Here is a 16,391-nt window from a genome sequence, read left to right on the forward strand (position 1 = left end):
AATTGTTTTATCTTTTAGGCTGAGATTTGAGAACCTATCCTCCTCATGTATCAAAATATCCCTTTTTCTGGAAGTTGACTTCATTTTATCATGAAATACATATTAAAAAACTACGAATTATGGGAAAATAAGGTGACAAAAAGTAAGATTTCATGTAAAATTATTAATAAGGTTTTTATTTAACTAAATGAAATAAAAGGAGCTGTCAATGTTGTCTCAAAATCGAGAGCAATTAATGGAAGAACTATCGACAAATGTGTTTGCTATGTTTCGCACGTTGCGTAATGATATCGGAAAAATATTCGGTGGTTACATACCGTGGAATGAATTCATCGTCCTAAGAATATTAAATCGTACGAATAAAGAAATGGTATCGCGTGTAGCAAATGAATTAAATGTGTCGAATAGTCATATTACAGCTGTTACAGAAAAATTAATTAATAAAGGTTTTGTAACTCGTTCACGTTCTACATCAGATCGCCGAGTTGTGTATTTAGAGATTACAGAACAAGGGAAAGATTTAGTTGCGAAAATGGAAGATGCGAAAAAACAATATTTACAAGAAAGATTCTCTGCACTTTCAGAAGATGAAATGAATGTAATGATTTCAATTTCCAAAAAACTTATTTAAGTGATTATAAACAAGAAAACGCTTACGTGATAAAATAGAAGGTCTTCCTTATAGATGGGAGATCTTCTTTCGTGTGTAATAGATGTTAATAAATAAAATGTGTATGAAAAAAGATAGAGCGCCATACTACTAATACAAGGAAGGAGGGAGAAATATGACGAATCGTAACGGTAGTAAAGGGAGCGGTAATCAAGGATCACCAAAGTCCGGCCAGTTTAATCAGGAATTTAGCACTGAATTTGAAACTGGTAATGATAATAAAGGAAAAGAATATCGTTCTAAAAAAGGGAGTAAATCAAAAAAGGAGTGAATTAATTCACTCCTTTTTTGATTTAAGATGCTGCCGATTGATCCGTATTATATTTTTCTTCTGATTTTGCGACAATCATTGCGCAAATTGCATCGCCAGAAATGTTTACAGCTGTTCTAGACATATCTAGAATACGGTCAATACCGATAATTAAAGCGATACCTTCTACTGGTAGATTTACTTGATTTAAAACCATTGTAAGCATTACAAGTCCAACACCAGGTACACCAGCAGTACCGATACTAGCTAGTACAGCAGTTAATACGACCATAGCTAATTGCGGTAATGTAAGTTCAACTCCGTATACTTGAGCGATAAATACAGTGGCTACTCCTTGCATAATGGCAGTACCATCCATATTAATAGTTGCCCCTAGTGGTTGTACAAATGAGCTTATCGCTTTTGGAACGCCAAGCTTATCTTGTGCTGTTTTCATTGCAAATGGAAGCGATGCATTAGAGCTAGATGTACTAAATCCAATTGCCATTACTGGCCCGAAATGTTTAAAGAAACGAACAATACTTTCTTTTGCTAATATCTTTAATAAGCCACCATATACAAAGACCCCGTGAATAATGAGTACTAACATAACGACAATCATATACTTGAACATCGCAGCGACGCCTGCAAGCCCCATTTTACCAACGGATGAAGCGAGCAAACCGAATGTTCCAATTGGGGCTAATTTCATAACGAGATTAACAAGATACATCATTAATTCGTTGCCCTGTTCAAGTAATGAATGGATACCTTGAACTCGTTTTCCTAAAATAGCTATACCGAGTCCAATCAATACGGCAAAGGCAATGATTTGTAACATGTTTCCGTCAGCCATCGCTTTTGCTGGGTTATCTGGTACGATATTTAGCAATGTGTCAACGAAAGATGTTTCAGTTTTTGCACCTTCATACTTAAGACCTTCTGTTTTAAAATTACCGCCAGCTCCTGGTTTTATAATAAGTGCAAATGTAACCGCTATAGAGATGGCAACCGCAGTTGTTACGAGAAAGAATGAAATTGATTTTAAACCGATTCTTCCAAGTTGTTTCGGATCTCCAAGGCCGGCAGCACCAAGTACGATAGAAATGAACACAACAGGAACAACTAGCATTTTAATAAGTCGAATAAACAATTGACCAATTGGGTTGAACACATATTGATTTAGTGGCTCAAAGATAGATGGAGCAGCTAAATTTAGAGTGAGTCCAACAACTAGACCTAGAAATAATGCGATTAAGATTGCTTTTGTTTGTTTCAATAAAATCCCCCCTTTTGTTTTTGTGAAATTTCTTTCTAAAGTAATTATACCGAAAAAATCCCTAATTTAACAATATTTTCTGAATTTTTTGGTTTTTAGGTGTAGATAGACTGATTTTGTGTTTGGAAAATAAAATAGACCATCACATAGGATGGTCTAGGGAAGGGGACAATTTATGTCAATTTAATTAGGGATGGAAGTTGCTTTAAGACACTGGGGAATGTCTTATAAATTAGGGAGGAACAACTTCAATACATATACTATAAAAGGTAGGTGTGACTCTCATGTGAACATAGGGTGAAAGAGAGAGGGAGTTTTAAATAAAAGATAGAAAGACAAAAAATAAGACCATCACATAAGATGGTCAAGGAAGGGGACAATTTATGTCAATTTAATTAGGGATGGAAGCTGTTCAAAGACACTGGGGAATGTCTTATAAATTAGGGAGGAACAACTTCGATACATATACTATAAAAGGTAGATGTGACCTCTGTGTGAACATAGAGTGAAAGAGAGAGGGAGTTTTAAATAAAAGATAGAAAGACAAAAAAATAAGACCATCATTTATAAGATGGTCAAGGAAGGGGACAATTTATGTCAATTTAATTAGGGATGGAAGTTGCTTTAAGACACTGGGGAATGTCTTATAAATTAGGGAGGAACAACTTCGATACATATACTATAAAAGATAGATGTGACCTCTGTGTGAATATAGAGTGAAAGAGAGAGGGAGTTTTAAATAAAATGAAAATTTAATGAGTGTTTTTTGTTCATCCCCTGTTGATTATTAGCCTTAACCAATCGGGCGTTTATTGCCCACAAATAGCGGAATAAAAGATAAAGCAAACAAAAAATAAGACCATCATTTATAAGATGGTCAATGGAAGGGGACAATTTATGTCAATTTAATTAGGGATGGAAGCTATTCAAAGACACTGGGGAATGTCTTATAAATTAGGGAGGAACAGCTTCGATACATATACTATAAAAGGTGGATGTGACCTCTATGTGAACATAGAGTGAAAGATATGGGGATTTGAAAGATAGTACATATGAAATTGTTATTGCTAGCAATATAGAATTAGGATATAGAGTTTTCCAGCATAAAACGAAAAGGAATCTGAATATAAATAAAAGTTGTAATCTATGAAAAAAAAGATTATGCTCAACTATATTATGAGAATATAAGGTTTGTCCCAATTATTTAAGGGCTTTTAAAAAGCTTTTTATTGTATGAGGGGAAGCTTCACTTTAATAAGGGAGTTAGTGATATGGACGTAACAAAAAAACAAGGGCTGTATAATCGTCTTATACGATTAAACCCACCACAAATATTAGCATTAGGCTTTTTCTGCTTAATTGTGGTTGGCGGTTTGTTATTAAAATTACCATTCGCAACGAAAGCACATATTAGTTGGGTAGATGCTTTCTTTACAGCAACGTCAGCAGCGACCGTAACTGGTTTGGGAGTAGTGGATACAGCAAGTACATTTACGATGTTTGGCGAAATTGTTATTATGTTTTTAATTCAAACAGGTGGTCTAGGTCTTATGACAATTGCTATTTTAATTGTTTGGGTACTAGGTAAAAAAATCGGATTACGCCATCGTTTATTAATTGGAGAAGCATTTAATCAAACAAATATAGGTGGTCTTGTAAAATTAGTAAAGCGTGTCTTTATATTTTCGATTTGTATTGAACTTATTGGGGTCATCTTTTTATCGTTTCGCTTTATTCCAGAGTTTGGTTTTGGAAAAGGTTTATACTATAGTATTTTTCATGTAATTGCATCTTATAATAATGCAGGGTTTGCTTTATGGCCAGATAATTTAACAAGATATGTAGGGGATCCCATTATTAATATTGGGATTTGCTCTTTAATTGTAATCGGAGGACTCGGTTTTACCGTATTAATTGATATATGGTATAGTCGCAGTTTTCGAAAATTATCACTTCACTCAAAAATAATGATTATTGGAACAGTAGTGCTAAATGTTATAGCAATGATTGTGATTTTTGTATTGGAATATAATAATGTGAAGACGTTAGGGAATTTATCTTTAAATGAAAAACTATGGGCTTCCTTCTTTCAAGGTATTACTCCGCGGACAGCTGGATTTAATACGGTTGACTATGGAGGTATGGAAGAATCATCTATATTATTTACGATGATTTTAATGTTTATTGGTGCAGGAAGTGTATCGACAGGTGGAGGAATTAAATTAACGACGTTTGTTATCTTAATTACATCTGTCCTTTCTTTCTTTAGAAAAAAGGAGGAAATTGTTTTATTTCAGCGTACAATTAAAATGTCGACAGTAACGAGGGCATTAGCAATTGCTGTTGCCAGTCAAATACTTATTTTAGCAGCGGTATTCATATTAATGCTTACAGAAAACTTCAGCTTTATTCAATTATTATTTGAGACAATATCAGCGTTTGGCACAGTCGGATTAACGATGGGAATTACTGCACAGCTATCGGCATTCGGAAAATGTATTATTATGTTTGTTATGTTCTGCGGATTAATTGGACCATTAACACTTGTGTTCTCTTTAGCGCGACCAGCAAAACAAAAAATAAAATATCCATCTGAAGATGTGTTTACAGGATAAGGTATCCCGCGTTAAGCGAGATACCTTTTTCTTTTTTAGAACAGGGAGAACAATAGACCAATAAGTGCTACTCGGAATAAAATTGCGATAAGTGCAGCAATTCCACCGACAACTGCAGCGATACCGCCAGTTACAGTAGCTCCGCGATTATAAGCGTAAATACCGAGTAAAACAGAAACAAGACCAAATAGTGTTGGAAATGTAAATAGCGATAAGATAGATAGCGCAAGAGCGATAAAACCAGCAGTTGATCCAGCAGCGGACGATTTTACAACATCTTTATCGTCTTTATCATCGTAATCATAATCAATGCGTTGTGGTGCAACCTCAGCGGCGTACTCTTCTTTATAGTCACTATAATCACTATCTATTCTATCTCTTTTTTTATAATCATCAAATTTCTCAGTCAAAGTCATGACTCCTTTCATAACAAGGTTCAATAGTAGTATGTATCTCTTTTTCTTTTTTATCCCGCTATTTGTGGGAGTCGAGCTACGTACACATCCCACTGATTAAAGTTTCACTATACCGGAGCATGTACAGGGAGTAGTATCTTTTAAAAGAAGGAAAATGTTTTTTTGAAATAGGAAAAGTTAGTATGACTTCCTCTATTTTGGAAAATATAAAAAGGAATAATGAGGAAAGGGTGCAATACATAATGGAACATCCAATTGAAAATTTAATGAAAACGGCAATGACAAATTTAAAAGAAATGGTAGATGTAAATACAATTGTTGGGAGCCCGGTTTCAACAGCTGACGGAAACGTAGTATTAACAGTATCTCAAGTGGCTTTTGGTTTTGGAGCTGGTGGAAGTGATTTTAAAGGGGATTTCATCACTGAAAAACATAACGGTGGGCAAAATCAGCATAAAGAGAACAAACAAGGGCATCCATTTGGAGGAGGAAGCGGGGCTGGGGTTTCCATTAGTCCAGTAGCTTTTTTAGTAGTTGGTTCTAATGGGGTGCAAGTATTACATCTCAACAGCAGTACACATTTAATTGAAAAGGCTTTAAATACTGTACCAAGCACTGTAGATAAATTTGTGAATGGTCGTCAAAAGTGAACTTGCATTTTTTAGGAATTATGATATATTAGAAAAAGTGCGCTTTAGGATGATCGGAATAATTGAAATGTAAATATATATGATGTGTGGAATAAGGGAGAGGAATTTATGATTAATATCAAAAACTTAGTAGTTGGCTTATTTATGTTAGTTAGCGGCTTTGTTGTATATGTAATAAAAGAAAAAGCTCCATTCTAAAACAGACAAACCGTTAATGTCTGTTTTTAATTTACGGAAAAAAGTTGACAAGTTATTGTATTGGTGTTAGAATTTTAATTCGTGTCTCGGTTACAGCTAGTGTAAAGTAAATATCTCTTATGAATGCAATACGAAAAGTTTGCGAAAGATCGGGTAATTTTATCAACAACTTTTGTGAACAAACCCTATAAATTGTATTTATAAGCTATATATGTATACTAGTGAATCAAGGAGCGGTCAGTGGAACCGTAATGATGAGAGAGAGGTAGGGCTTTCATCCAGTATATGTTACTTTCCCGTTAGGTGAATATAAAAAAGAGGACTCCTTTTAAAAGGGGTCCTCTTTCATTTTTTAAGTGCGACTTTCAACTTGTTGACAAATTTCATCCGTTGTTAAACCGTGAGCTGTAATGACTGATCCTTTAATTGATGTATCTGCAATGCCCATCACATTAGAATCTTGCCCAGTTACAACGCAACAATCACACCCTTGTGCATCCTGTTCTGAGTTAAGTGTAACAACTTCATGACCTTGTTGTTGAAGAGCTTGTTGAACGTCTGTTAATGAGTTTTCAACGCCAATTCTAGCCATAATTATCACCTCCTACCATCTAATTGCTAGTATGCTCAAGTTCACTGCATATATTTATGAAAAGACGGTAGGAAGTAAATCTTTGTTTAGTCGTTATATACGCCAGTAAGCATTTGACTAACGAATTGATCGTTTAATGTATCTTGTGCTGAAGAAGTATTTGAATGGATGTCGATTGAAGCAATAAAATGATTATGTTCTTTCGTATTTGGTTCTACCTCTACGTAATTATCGAATTTACAAAAACCTTTCGTATCCATTAGATCAAATAATTGCAGCATTTCTACTACCTCTTGTCTCGTTCCTTTAATTTGTACACACGCCATATTTATTTCCTCCTTTATTTTGACAAATTGTTTTTTAAAAATAGGATTATGATTACGAAATGAAAAATATGAATGTTATTTTTAGAAAGCGCTATTTTTGTTATTTTCCCCCTTTTTCAGCAAAAGTCGTTATATATCCCCGGATTTATAAAATCGGACGTCCGTTTATTGAATACAATAGATTCGTATCAATTGATGAAAATCCTTCTTTTAAACAAATATTTTTTTAGTGGAAATTGGCGAAAAAAATTTTTTGACTTTTTGTAAACGTTAACAATGTTGTTAAATCAGTATAAGCAAAGAAGTACGTATGATTAAAAATTATAAATTTTCTAAAAATTCACTTGATTTATTTAGAAAGGAGAGTAAACTAGGAAACAATAAAAAATTCATAGAACATAGGAGGCGCTTCTAGTGAATGAGCAATGGATTTTCTTAAATGGAGAATTTGTTCCAAAAGATGAGGCAAAAGTTTCAGTATATGATCATGGCTATTTATATGGCGATGGAGTGTTTGAAGGAATTAGAGTTTATAGCGGTAATGTTTTCCGTTTGAGAGAGCATCTTGTCCGGCTGTATGAATCAGCAAAATCAATCCTTTTAGAAATTCCATATTCATTAGATGAAGTAACAAATATTGTTGTTGAGACGATTCGACAAAATAAATTATCTAATGGATACATTCGCCTTGTTGTATCAAGAGGAGCAGGAAATCTTGGATTGGATCCCGATTCATGTAAGAAGCCGAATGTAGTAGTAATTGCAGAACAATTATCTTTATTCCCACAAGAATATTATGAGAAAGGGATTCCAGTTGTAACAGTTGCAACGCGCCGAAATCGTCCCGATGTTTTATCCCCTCAAGTAAAATCTTTAAATTACTTAAACAATATTTTAGTTCGTATTGAAGCGAAATTAGCTGGAGTACAAGAAGCACTTATGTTAAATGATCAAGGATATGTAGCTGAAGGATCAGGAGATAACGTGTTTATTGTTAAAGGAAATAAATTAATTACACCACCAAGTTCTGCTGGAGCGTTAGAAGGTATTACACGAAACGCCATTTTAGAAATCGGCGAAAAACTTGGGTATGACGTAAGAGAAGAGTTATTTACAAGACATGATGTATATGTAGCTGATGAAGTGTTTTTAACAGGAACAGCTGCTGAAGTGATTGCTGTTACGACAGTAGATGGTAGAACGATTGGCTTAGGGCAAACAGGTCCACATACGAACCGTTTATTAAAAGAGTTTCGTAAGTTAGTTGTAGAAGATGGAGAGAAAATTTACGAAGAAAATAAAGTTGGATAACAACTTTTTTAACATAAGAAAGCGTTGATAGGGAGGAGTAGTTGATTGTGAAGCCTCACAGAGAGTCGGTGGTTGCTGAAAACCGATGGTTCACGTCGACGAACATCGCCCTTGAGTGCTAAGCTAAAGCATTTGTCTAGGCTTAGACGGTAGCTCCGTTATTAGCTAGATCCATTTATGGATCACTGAGGCAAGAGTATTCTTGCGAAGAAGGGTGGTACCGCGAAATCTTTCGTCCCTTCAGCACATAGCTGGAGTGTGGACGTAGGATTTTTTTATTGTATAAAAGTTTGAAAAAGGGGGCTTATAAGAACAATGTCTTCAAAAACGGAAGAGAAACTGGCAACTGGTGCACAGCTATTGTTAGAAGCGCTAGAAAAGGAAGGCGTAGAAGTGATTTTCGGTTATCCGGGTGGTGCCGTTTTACCTCTCTATGATGCATTGTATGATTGTGAAATTCCGCATATTTTAACAAGGCATGAGCAAGGGGCAATTCACGCTGCTGAAGGGTATGCCAGAATTACAGGGCATCCAGGGGTTGTAATTGCAACGAGTGGGCCAGGTGCTACAAATGTAATTACGGGTCTAGCTGATGCGATGATTGATTCATTGCCACTTGTAGTATTTACAGGCCAAGTAGCAACAACGTTAATTGGGAGCGATGCTTTTCAAGAGGCAGATATTATGGGACTTACGATGCCAGTGACAAAACATAACTATCAAGTGCGAAAGGCCTCAGATTTACCTCGAATTATTAAAGAAGCATTTCATATTGCTAAAACTGGAAGACCAGGACCAGTCGTTATTGACCTTCCGAAAGATATGGTAGTCGAGAAAGGTGAGCAATGTAGCAATGTACAAATGGATTTACCGGGATATAACCCTAATTATGAACCGAATCTACTTCAAATAAACAAATTACTCAAAGTAATTGAAACCGCAAAAAAACCGTTAATTTTAGCTGGAGCGGGTATATTGCATGCGAAAGCTTCGAAAGAATTGACAAATTTTGCTCGTAAATATGAAATCCCTGTTGTGCATACATTACTTGGTCTTGGTGGTTTTCCACCAGATGATGAACTATTTCTAGGGATGGGAGGAATGCATGGTTCTTATACAGCAAATATGGCGTTATATGAATGTGACTTACTCATTAATATAGGCGCGAGATTTGATGATCGGCTTACAGGGAATTTAGCTTATTTTGCTAAAGGGGCTACTGTTGCGCATATCGATATCGATCCAGCAGAAATCGGGAAAAATGTGCCAACTGAAATTCCTATTGTTGCAAGTGCTAAGCGGGCATTGGAAGTATTACTTGAACCAGAAGGGGGAAAAGAAAATCATCATGAATGGATCACTTTATTAAAGGGGAGAAAAGAACAATATCCATTCTCTTATAAAAGAAATTCTGAAAGTATTAAGCCCCAATACGCAATTGATATGTTATATGAAATTACGAAGGGAGAAGCGATTGTAACAACAGACGTTGGGCAACACCAAATGTGGGCAGCCCAATATTATCCGCTGAAAAATCCAGATAAATGGGTAACTTCTGGTGGATTAGGAACGATGGGGTTTGGATTTCCAGCAGCAATCGGTGCGCAAATTGCAAAGCCTGAAGAATTAGTTATTGCAATTGTTGGTGATGCTGGATTTCAAATGACTCTACAAGAATTAAGTGTATTAAAAGAACACGCTTTACCCGTTAAAGTATTTATTTTAAATAATGAAGCTTTAGGAATGGTAAGACAGTGGCAAGATGAATTTTACAATCAAAGATATTCACATTCTTTATTACCATGCCAACCAGATTTCGTCGCTCTTGCGAATGCATATGGCATAAAAGGTGTTCGTATTGACGATCCACTTCTTGCAAAGAAGCAAATCCAGCATGCTATTGAATTACAAGAGCCAGTCGTAATTGATTGTCGTGTACTTCAATCAGAGAAGGTTATGCCGATGGTTGCGCCAGGAAAAGGTGTTCACCAAATGGAGGGAGTGGAAAAAGGGTGAAGAGAATTGTTACAGCGACAGTTCGAAATCAAAGTGGTGTTTTAAACCGAATTACAGGGGTTATGACACGAAGACATTTTAATATTGAAAGTATTTCAGTAGGTCATACAGAATCATCAGATATATCGCGAATGACGATTGTTGTACACGTTGAAAGTGAACAGCAAGTGGAGCAGTTAATTAAACAACTGCATAAGCAAATTGACGTACTGAAAGTATCAGATATTACAGAAGAAGCGATGATTGCTAGAGAGCTTGCTCTTATTAAAGTAGCAACTTCTGTAGCGAGGGCAGAATTATATAGTTTAATTGAACCGTTTCGAGCCGCTGTAATAGATGTTGGGAAGGATTCCATAGTTGTGCAAGTAACAGGTACGCAAGACAAAGTAGAAGCGTTAATTGAATTACTTCGTCCATACGGTTTGAAAGAAATTGCTAGAACAGGTGTAACAGCATTTACACGTAGTATGAAAAAACAAGATAAGCAAGTTATGTTAATTCAATAATCATTTAAATATAGGGGGAAATGAAAATGGCAAAAGTTTATTATGAGAAAGATGTAACAGTAAATGTATTAAAGGAAAAGAAAGTAGCAATCATCGGATATGGCTCGCAAGGTCATGCACATGCGCAAAATTTACGTGATAACGGATTTGATGTAGTAGTAGGTTTAAGAAAAGGTAAGTCTTGGAATAAAGCGAATGAAGATGGATTTTCTGTATATACAGTAGCAGAAGCAGCGGAAAAAGCTGATGTAGTAATGATTCTACTGCCTGATGAATTACAACCAGAAGTATATGAAGCTGAAATTGCACCAAATTTACAGGCTGGAAACTCCCTCGTGTTCGCACATGGATTTAATGTTCACTTTGATCAAGTAAAACCACCAGCTAATGTAGATGTATTTCTAGTAGCGCCAAAAGGACCGGGGCATCTCGTACGCCGTACGTTCGCCGAGGGCGGGGCTGTTCCTGCATTATTTGCAGTATATCAAGATGCAACAGGAGTTGCGACTGAAAAAGCACTTTCTTATGCTGACGGAATTGGAGCAACGAGAGCTGGTGTACTAGAAACGACGTTTAAAGAAGAAACAGAAACAGATTTATTTGGGGAGCAAGCTGTACTCTGCGGCGGAGTGACTGCACTTGTAAAAGCTGGGTTTGAAACGTTAGTTGATGCAGGATATCAGCCTGAACTTGCATATTTTGAATGTTTACATGAACTGAAGCTAATCGTTGACCTTATGTACGAAGGTGGACTTGAAAATATGAGATATTCAGTTTCAGATACAGCGCAGTGGGGAGACTTCGTATCAGGACCACGCGTTGTTACTGAAGATACGAAGAAAGCGATGGGGGCAGTATTAGCAGAAATTCAAGATGGTACATTTGCAAGAGGCTGGATTGCAGAGCATAAAGCAGGAAGACCAAATTTCCATGCGACAAATGAGAAAGAGAATAAACATGAAATCGAGGTAGTTGGACGTAAATTACGTGAAATGATGCCTTTCGTACAGCCGCGAGTAAAGGTAGGGGTTAAATAATATGAAGCAGGTTTTGTTCATGGATACAACGCTTCGTGATGGCGAACAATCACCAGGAGTAAATTTAAATGAACAAGAGAAATTACAAATTGCTAGGCAATTAGAGAGGCTTGGTATTCATGTAATGGAAGCTGGATTCGCGGCAGCTTCCGAAGGTGACTTTCAATCGGTAAAACGCATTGCGAATACGATTCAAAATGCTACAGTTATGAGTTTAGCTAGAGCGAAAGAAAGTGATATTCGAAGAGCATATGAAGCGGTGAAAGGAGCTGTATCTCCCCGTCTACACGTATTTTTAGCTACGAGTGATATTCATATGAAATATAAACTTTGTATGTCTAAAGAAGATGTGTTAGATAGTATTCATCGCTCGGTTACGCTTGGAAAATCATTATTTCCGACAGTACAATTTTCTGCAGAAGATGCGACAAGAACAACAAGAGATTTTTTAGCTGAAGCAGTAGAAGTTGCGATTCGTGCAGGAGCGAATGTAATTAATATTCCAGATACAGTTGGATATACGAATCCGGAAGAGTATTATTCTCTTTTTAAATACTTACAAGAATCCGTTCCATCATATGAAAAAGCGATTTTTTCTTGTCATTGTCACGATGATCTTGGTATGGCAGTAGCAAATTCGTTAGCTGCGGTTGAAGGAGGAGCATTGCAAGTAGAAGGAACGATTAATGGCATTGGAGAAAGAGCAGGGAATGCAGCGTTAGAAGAAGTTGCGGTAGCTCTTCATATTAGAAAAGATTTTTATAAAGCAGAGCCTTCAATGACTTTAAAAGAAATTAAGGCGACGAGTATATTAGTAAGCAGGTTAACGGGTATGGTTGTACCGAAAAATAAAGCAATCGTTGGAGCGAATGCATTTGCTCATGAATCGGGCATCCACCAAGACGGGGTTTTAAAAGAAGTAACAACTTATGAAATTATCGAACCAGCGCTTATAGGAGAATCTCAAAATCTCTTTGTACTTGGGAAACACTCTGGCCGTCATGCGTTTACGGAAAAAATGAAAGAGCTTGGTTATGAATTTACAAATGAAGAGCGAGATGCGGCATTCGAAGCATTTAAAAAATTGGCTGATCGTAAAAAGGAAATTACTGAAGAAGATTTACGTGCACTTATGCTTGGAGAAGCAGCATTTGCGGCTCAGCAATATAACATTACGCAACTGCAAGTACATTTCGTATCAAATAGTACACAATGCGCGACAGTTGTGCTGAAGGATGAGGAAGGAAATGTATACGAAGATGCAGCTACTGGTTCTGGTAGTATTGAAGCGATTTACAATGCAATCCAAAGAATTTTAGGATTAGAATGTGAATTGGCAGATTATCGCATACAATCTATTACACAAGGTCAAGATGCACTGGCTCATGTACATGTTGAATTAAAAGAAGGGACACATCAAGTATCAGGTTTTGGTGTTGCGCAAGACGTGTTGGAAGCGTCGGCGAGAGCATATGTCCATGCAGCAGGGAAATTAAAATCTCTTATAGCGCTTGTGAAATAAATATTTGATAGGTGAGAGAAGCTTTCCTCACCTATCAAATTAAAGTTCTGAAAATTCAGTTAAAAGGAGTGTTAAAAATGGAAAAACGTATCGTTTGTTTAGCTGGTGATGGTGTTGGTCCAGAAGTAATGGAAAGTGCGAAGGAAGTATTGCATATGGTAGAAAGGCTATATGGACATCATTTTCATTTGCAAGATGAGTACTTTGGTGGTGTTGCTATCGATTTAACTGGGCAACCATTACCACAGCGAACACTTGCCGCCTGTTTAGCGAGTGATGCGGTTTTACTTGGAGCAGTAGGTGGACCAAGGTGGGATAGTGCGAAAGAAAGGCCTGAGAAAGGATTATTAGCATTAAGAAAAGGACTCGGTGTATTTGCGAATGTTCGCCCTGTAACGGTAGAAAGTGCAACTGCACATTTATCACCATTAAAAAACGCTGATGAAATTGATTTCGTTGTCGTTCGTGAATTAACAGGCGGAATTTATTTTTCTTATCCGAAAGAGCGAACGGAAGAAGTGGCAACAGATACACTTACGTATCATCGCCATGAAATTGAACGTATCGTTTCGTATGCTTTTCAATTAGCGAATAAGCGGAAGAAAAAAGTAACATCTATTGATAAAGCGAATGTTTTAGAGTCTAGTAAATTATGGAGAACTGTGACAGAAGAAGTAGCACTTCGCTACCCAAATGTGGAAGTAGAACACATTTTAGTAGATGCAGCAGCTATGGAATTAATTCGGAATCCAGGAAGATTTGACGTTATTGTAACGGAAAATTTATTTGGTGATATTTTAAGTGATGAGGCTTCAGTATTAGCCGGATCATTAGGAATGCTTCCATCAGCAAGTCACGCTGAAAAGGGGCCTTCATTATACGAGCCTATTCACGGATCAGCACCGGATATTGCGGGGAAAAATAAGGCGAATCCAATTGCGATGATGCGTTCTGTTGCAATGATGCTTGGGCAATCGTTCGGATTAACGAGAGAAGGATATGCAATTGAAGAAGCAGTTTCTGCAGTCCTTAAATCAGGAAAATGTACAGCAGATATCGGGGGGACTGAAACGACAACTTCATTTACAAAGGCAGTTATTCAAGAAATGGAAGAGCAAGCGTTAGTAGGGAGAGGAAGATAATGGGGAAAAGGTTACTAGATAAGCTTTGGGAAAGACATGTAGTTGCGACTAATGAAAATGGATTGGATTTATTATATATCGATCTACATCTTGTTCATGAAGTAACGTCACCGCAAGCCTTTGAAGGCTTGCGGCTTACAAATCGAACAGTCCGCAGACCAGATTTAACATTTGCAACGATGGATCATAATATTCCAACGAAAGATGTTTGGAATATTACCGACCGCATTGCGAAGCAGCAACTAGATACACTTCGGGAAAACTGTAAACAATTTCAGGTGCCATTAGCGGATATCGGAGATGAAGAGCAAGGGATCGTTCATGTTATAGGACCAGAACTTGGACTCACACAGCCAGGAAAAACGATTGTTTGTGGTGATAGTCATACAGCGACACACGGTGCTTTTGGCGCACTAGCGTTTGGTATTGGTACGAGTGAAGTGGAACATGTATTGGCAACGCAAACGTTATGGCAACGAAAGCCGAAAGCGATGGGCATTGAGTTAAAAGGAAAGTTACCGCAGGGTGTTTATGCGAAAGATATTATTTTACATCTTCTTTCAAAGTACGGAGTAGCAGTTGGAACAGGTTACGTAATGGAATTTTACGGAGAGGCCATTCATGCTATGGATATGGAAGAGAGGATGACGCTTTGCAATATGGCAATTGAAGGGGGAGCAAAGGCTGGCATTATTGCACCAGATGAAAAAACGGTTGCTTACGTAAAAGGGCGTAAATATGCGCCGAAAGACTATGAATCTATTAAGGAAAAATGGTCAGAACTTTATACAGATTTAGATGCAGTTTATGATTTACATATTCTAGTAGATGTTACGGATTTAGCGCCGTACGTTACGTGGGGAACAAATCCTAGTATGGGTGTTCGGATTGATGAGAAATTGCCAGAAAAGCATGATGCAAATGACGAAAGAGCGTTTTCTTATATGGGGTTGAGTCCCGGACAAAGTACGTATGACATTCCAGTTCAACATGTTTTCATTGGATCTTGTACAAATTCTAGGCTTTCTGATTTAGAAATTGCTGCATCTGTCGTGAAAGGTAAAAAAGTAAAAGAAGGTGTGCGAGCACTTGTTGTACCTGGATCTCAAAGGGTAAGAGAAGCAGCGATGCATAAAGGATTACATCGCATATTTGAAGAAGCTGGATTTGAATGGAGAGAGCCCGGATGCTCAATGTGTCTAGGTATGAATCCAGATCAAGTGCCTGAAGGAGAACATTGTGCCTCTACGTCAAATCGCAATTTTGAAGGGAGACAAGGAAAGGGAGCACGAACGCATTTAGTTAGCCCGGCAATGGCGGCAGCGGCTGCGTTACATGGTCATTTTGTTGATATTAGAAAGGAGAGTTATGATGGAGCCATTTCGTATTCATAAAGGTACTGCCGCAGTACTGATGAATGATAACATTGATACAGATCAAATTATTCCGAAGCAATATTTAAAGAGAATTGAAAGAACTGGGTTTGGGAAGTTTTTATTTGATGAGTGGCGATATGATAATAATCGCCAAGAAAACCCTAATTTCCCGCTTAATGCACAAGAAAGAAAAGGAGCCAGTATATTAATCACAGGCGATAATTTTGGATGTGGCTCGTCAAGAGAACATGCTCCATGGGCACTTGCTGATTATGGTTTCCGCGTTATTATCGCTGGAGGATTTGCCGATATCTTTTATATGAATTGTATGAAAAATGGCATGTTACCGATTGTAATGGATAAAGATATGCGTGAACAACTTGCTAAAACAGATGCGAGAGAACAAATCATAGTTGATTTAGAAAATGAAATAATGACAACGAATACGCATAGATTCCATTTTACAATCGAGAAAATGTGGAAAG

17 protein-coding genes and 1 other annotated feature are annotated in these 16,391 nt (G+C 37.1%); of the genes, 13 read left to right on the forward strand and 4 right to left on the reverse strand.

Annotation, left to right across the window (positions count from 1 at the left end):
- Positions 1-211 precede the first annotated feature (211 nt).
- Together ACQGSG_RS19710 and ACQGSG_RS19715 are read left to right on the forward strand one after the other, a co-directional pair.
- The gene (locus tag ACQGSG_RS19710) at positions 212-631 is read left to right on the forward strand and encodes a MarR family winged helix-turn-helix transcriptional regulator (RefSeq protein WP_000081432.1); all 420 of its coding nucleotides are present in this window, start codon (positions 212-214) and stop codon (positions 629-631) included.
- 154 nt (positions 632-785) lie between these two features.
- Positions 786-941: a hypothetical protein gene (locus ACQGSG_RS19715; protein WP_000184928.1), complete on the forward strand. Its 156-nt coding sequence runs from the start codon at positions 786-788 to the stop codon at positions 939-941.
- Positions 942-963: 22 nt separating this feature from the next.
- Here ACQGSG_RS19715 and ACQGSG_RS19720 read toward each other — a convergent pair whose 3' ends face one another.
- Entirely contained in the window at positions 964-2,199 is a 1,236-nt protein-coding gene (locus tag ACQGSG_RS19720) for a dicarboxylate/amino acid:cation symporter (RefSeq protein WP_000814807.1), read from the reverse strand.
- Between the two features lie 1,271 nt (positions 2,200-3,470).
- Here ACQGSG_RS19720 and ACQGSG_RS19725 point away from each other — a divergent pair.
- Positions 3,471-4,814 (forward strand): TrkH family potassium uptake protein, encoded by a 1,344-nt coding sequence (locus tag ACQGSG_RS19725; protein WP_000383522.1) that lies wholly within the window; start codon positions 3,471-3,473, stop codon positions 4,812-4,814.
- Positions 4,815-4,849: 35 nt separating this feature from the next.
- Here the strand turns inward: ACQGSG_RS19725 and ACQGSG_RS19730 are convergent, their stop codons facing one another.
- Positions 4,850-5,224 carry a hypothetical protein gene (locus tag ACQGSG_RS19730; protein WP_000136535.1) on the reverse strand — a complete coding sequence of 125 codons (375 nt, stop codon included), beginning with the start codon at positions 5,222-5,224 and terminating at the stop codon, positions 4,850-4,852.
- 188 nt (positions 5,225-5,412) lie between these two features.
- On the opposite strand from ACQGSG_RS19730, the gene ytfJ reads away from it, so the two are divergent.
- Both ytfJ and ACQGSG_RS19740 read left to right on the forward strand, forming a co-directional pair.
- Complete coding sequence (ytfJ, locus tag ACQGSG_RS19735; protein ID WP_000204234.1) at positions 5,413-5,880, forward strand: GerW family sporulation protein; 468 nt, start codon at positions 5,413-5,415, stop codon at positions 5,878-5,880.
- Positions 5,881-5,988: 108 nt separating this feature from the next.
- Positions 5,989-6,078, forward strand: a complete 90-nt coding sequence (locus tag ACQGSG_RS19740; RefSeq protein WP_000608227.1) for a hypothetical protein — start codon at positions 5,989-5,991, stop codon at positions 6,076-6,078.
- A gap of 352 nt (positions 6,079-6,430) precedes the next feature.
- Here the strand turns inward: ACQGSG_RS19740 and ACQGSG_RS19745 are convergent, their stop codons facing one another.
- Both ACQGSG_RS19745 and ACQGSG_RS19750 read right to left on the reverse strand, forming a co-directional pair.
- On the reverse strand, positions 6,431-6,670 hold the full coding sequence (locus ACQGSG_RS19745) for a YkuS family protein (RefSeq protein ID WP_000101022.1): 240 nt from the start codon (positions 6,668-6,670) through the stop codon (positions 6,431-6,433).
- An 86-nt stretch (positions 6,671-6,756) separates the two neighbouring features.
- Positions 6,757-6,996, reverse strand: a complete 240-nt coding sequence (locus tag ACQGSG_RS19750) for a DUF3911 family protein (RefSeq protein ID WP_000752512.1) — start codon at positions 6,994-6,996, stop codon at positions 6,757-6,759.
- A 414-nt stretch (positions 6,997-7,410) separates the two neighbouring features.
- Between ACQGSG_RS19750 and ilvE the strand changes: the two genes are divergently transcribed.
- From ilvE to leuD, 8 genes are all read left to right on the forward strand, one after another.
- Positions 7,411-8,307 (forward strand): branched-chain-amino-acid transaminase, encoded by an 897-nt coding sequence (gene ilvE, locus ACQGSG_RS19755; RefSeq protein ID WP_001005487.1) that lies wholly within the window; start codon positions 7,411-7,413, stop codon positions 8,305-8,307.
- 15 nt (positions 8,308-8,322) lie between these two features.
- Positions 8,323-8,550, forward strand: a binding site (T-box leader).
- Between the two features lie 72 nt (positions 8,551-8,622).
- Positions 8,623-10,323, forward strand: a complete 1,701-nt coding sequence (ilvB, locus tag ACQGSG_RS19760; protein WP_000095832.1) for an acetolactate synthase large subunit — start codon at positions 8,623-8,625, stop codon at positions 10,321-10,323.
- Positions 10,320-10,829 (forward strand): acetolactate synthase small subunit, encoded by a 510-nt coding sequence (gene ilvN, locus ACQGSG_RS19765; RefSeq protein WP_000822952.1) that lies wholly within the window; start codon positions 10,320-10,322, stop codon positions 10,827-10,829. The genes ilvB and ilvN overlap by 4 nt, the downstream gene beginning before the upstream one ends.
- 26 nt (positions 10,830-10,855) lie before the next feature.
- Positions 10,856-11,866 carry a ketol-acid reductoisomerase gene (gene ilvC / locus ACQGSG_RS19770; RefSeq protein WP_001151747.1) on the forward strand — a complete coding sequence of 337 codons (1,011 nt, stop codon included), beginning with the start codon at positions 10,856-10,858 and terminating at the stop codon, positions 11,864-11,866.
- Between the two features lies 1 nt (position 11,867).
- Positions 11,868-13,388, forward strand: coding sequence for a 2-isopropylmalate synthase (gene leuA, locus ACQGSG_RS19775; protein WP_097997926.1), 1,521 nt, complete (start codon positions 11,868-11,870; stop codon positions 13,386-13,388).
- Positions 13,389-13,465: 77 nt separating this feature from the next.
- Entirely contained in the window at positions 13,466-14,530 is a 1,065-nt protein-coding gene (gene leuB / locus ACQGSG_RS19780; protein WP_000415384.1) for a 3-isopropylmalate dehydrogenase, read from the forward strand.
- Positions 14,530-15,924, forward strand: coding sequence for a 3-isopropylmalate dehydratase large subunit (gene leuC, locus ACQGSG_RS19785; protein WP_000518099.1), 1,395 nt, complete (start codon positions 14,530-14,532; stop codon positions 15,922-15,924). Before leuB ends, leuC begins: the two co-directional genes overlap by 1 nt.
- A partial coding sequence (leuD, locus tag ACQGSG_RS19790; protein WP_426947880.1) for a 3-isopropylmalate dehydratase small subunit occupies positions 15,902-16,391 on the forward strand: 490 nt, incomplete at its 3' end. The genes leuC and leuD, both read left to right, overlap by 23 nt.

Origin of the sequence: Bacillus sp. GMa5/1 (assembly GCF_050172015.1) — a bacterium.
Taxonomy (GTDB): Bacteria; Bacillota; Bacilli; order Bacillales; family Bacillaceae_G; genus Bacillus_A; species Bacillus_A cereus.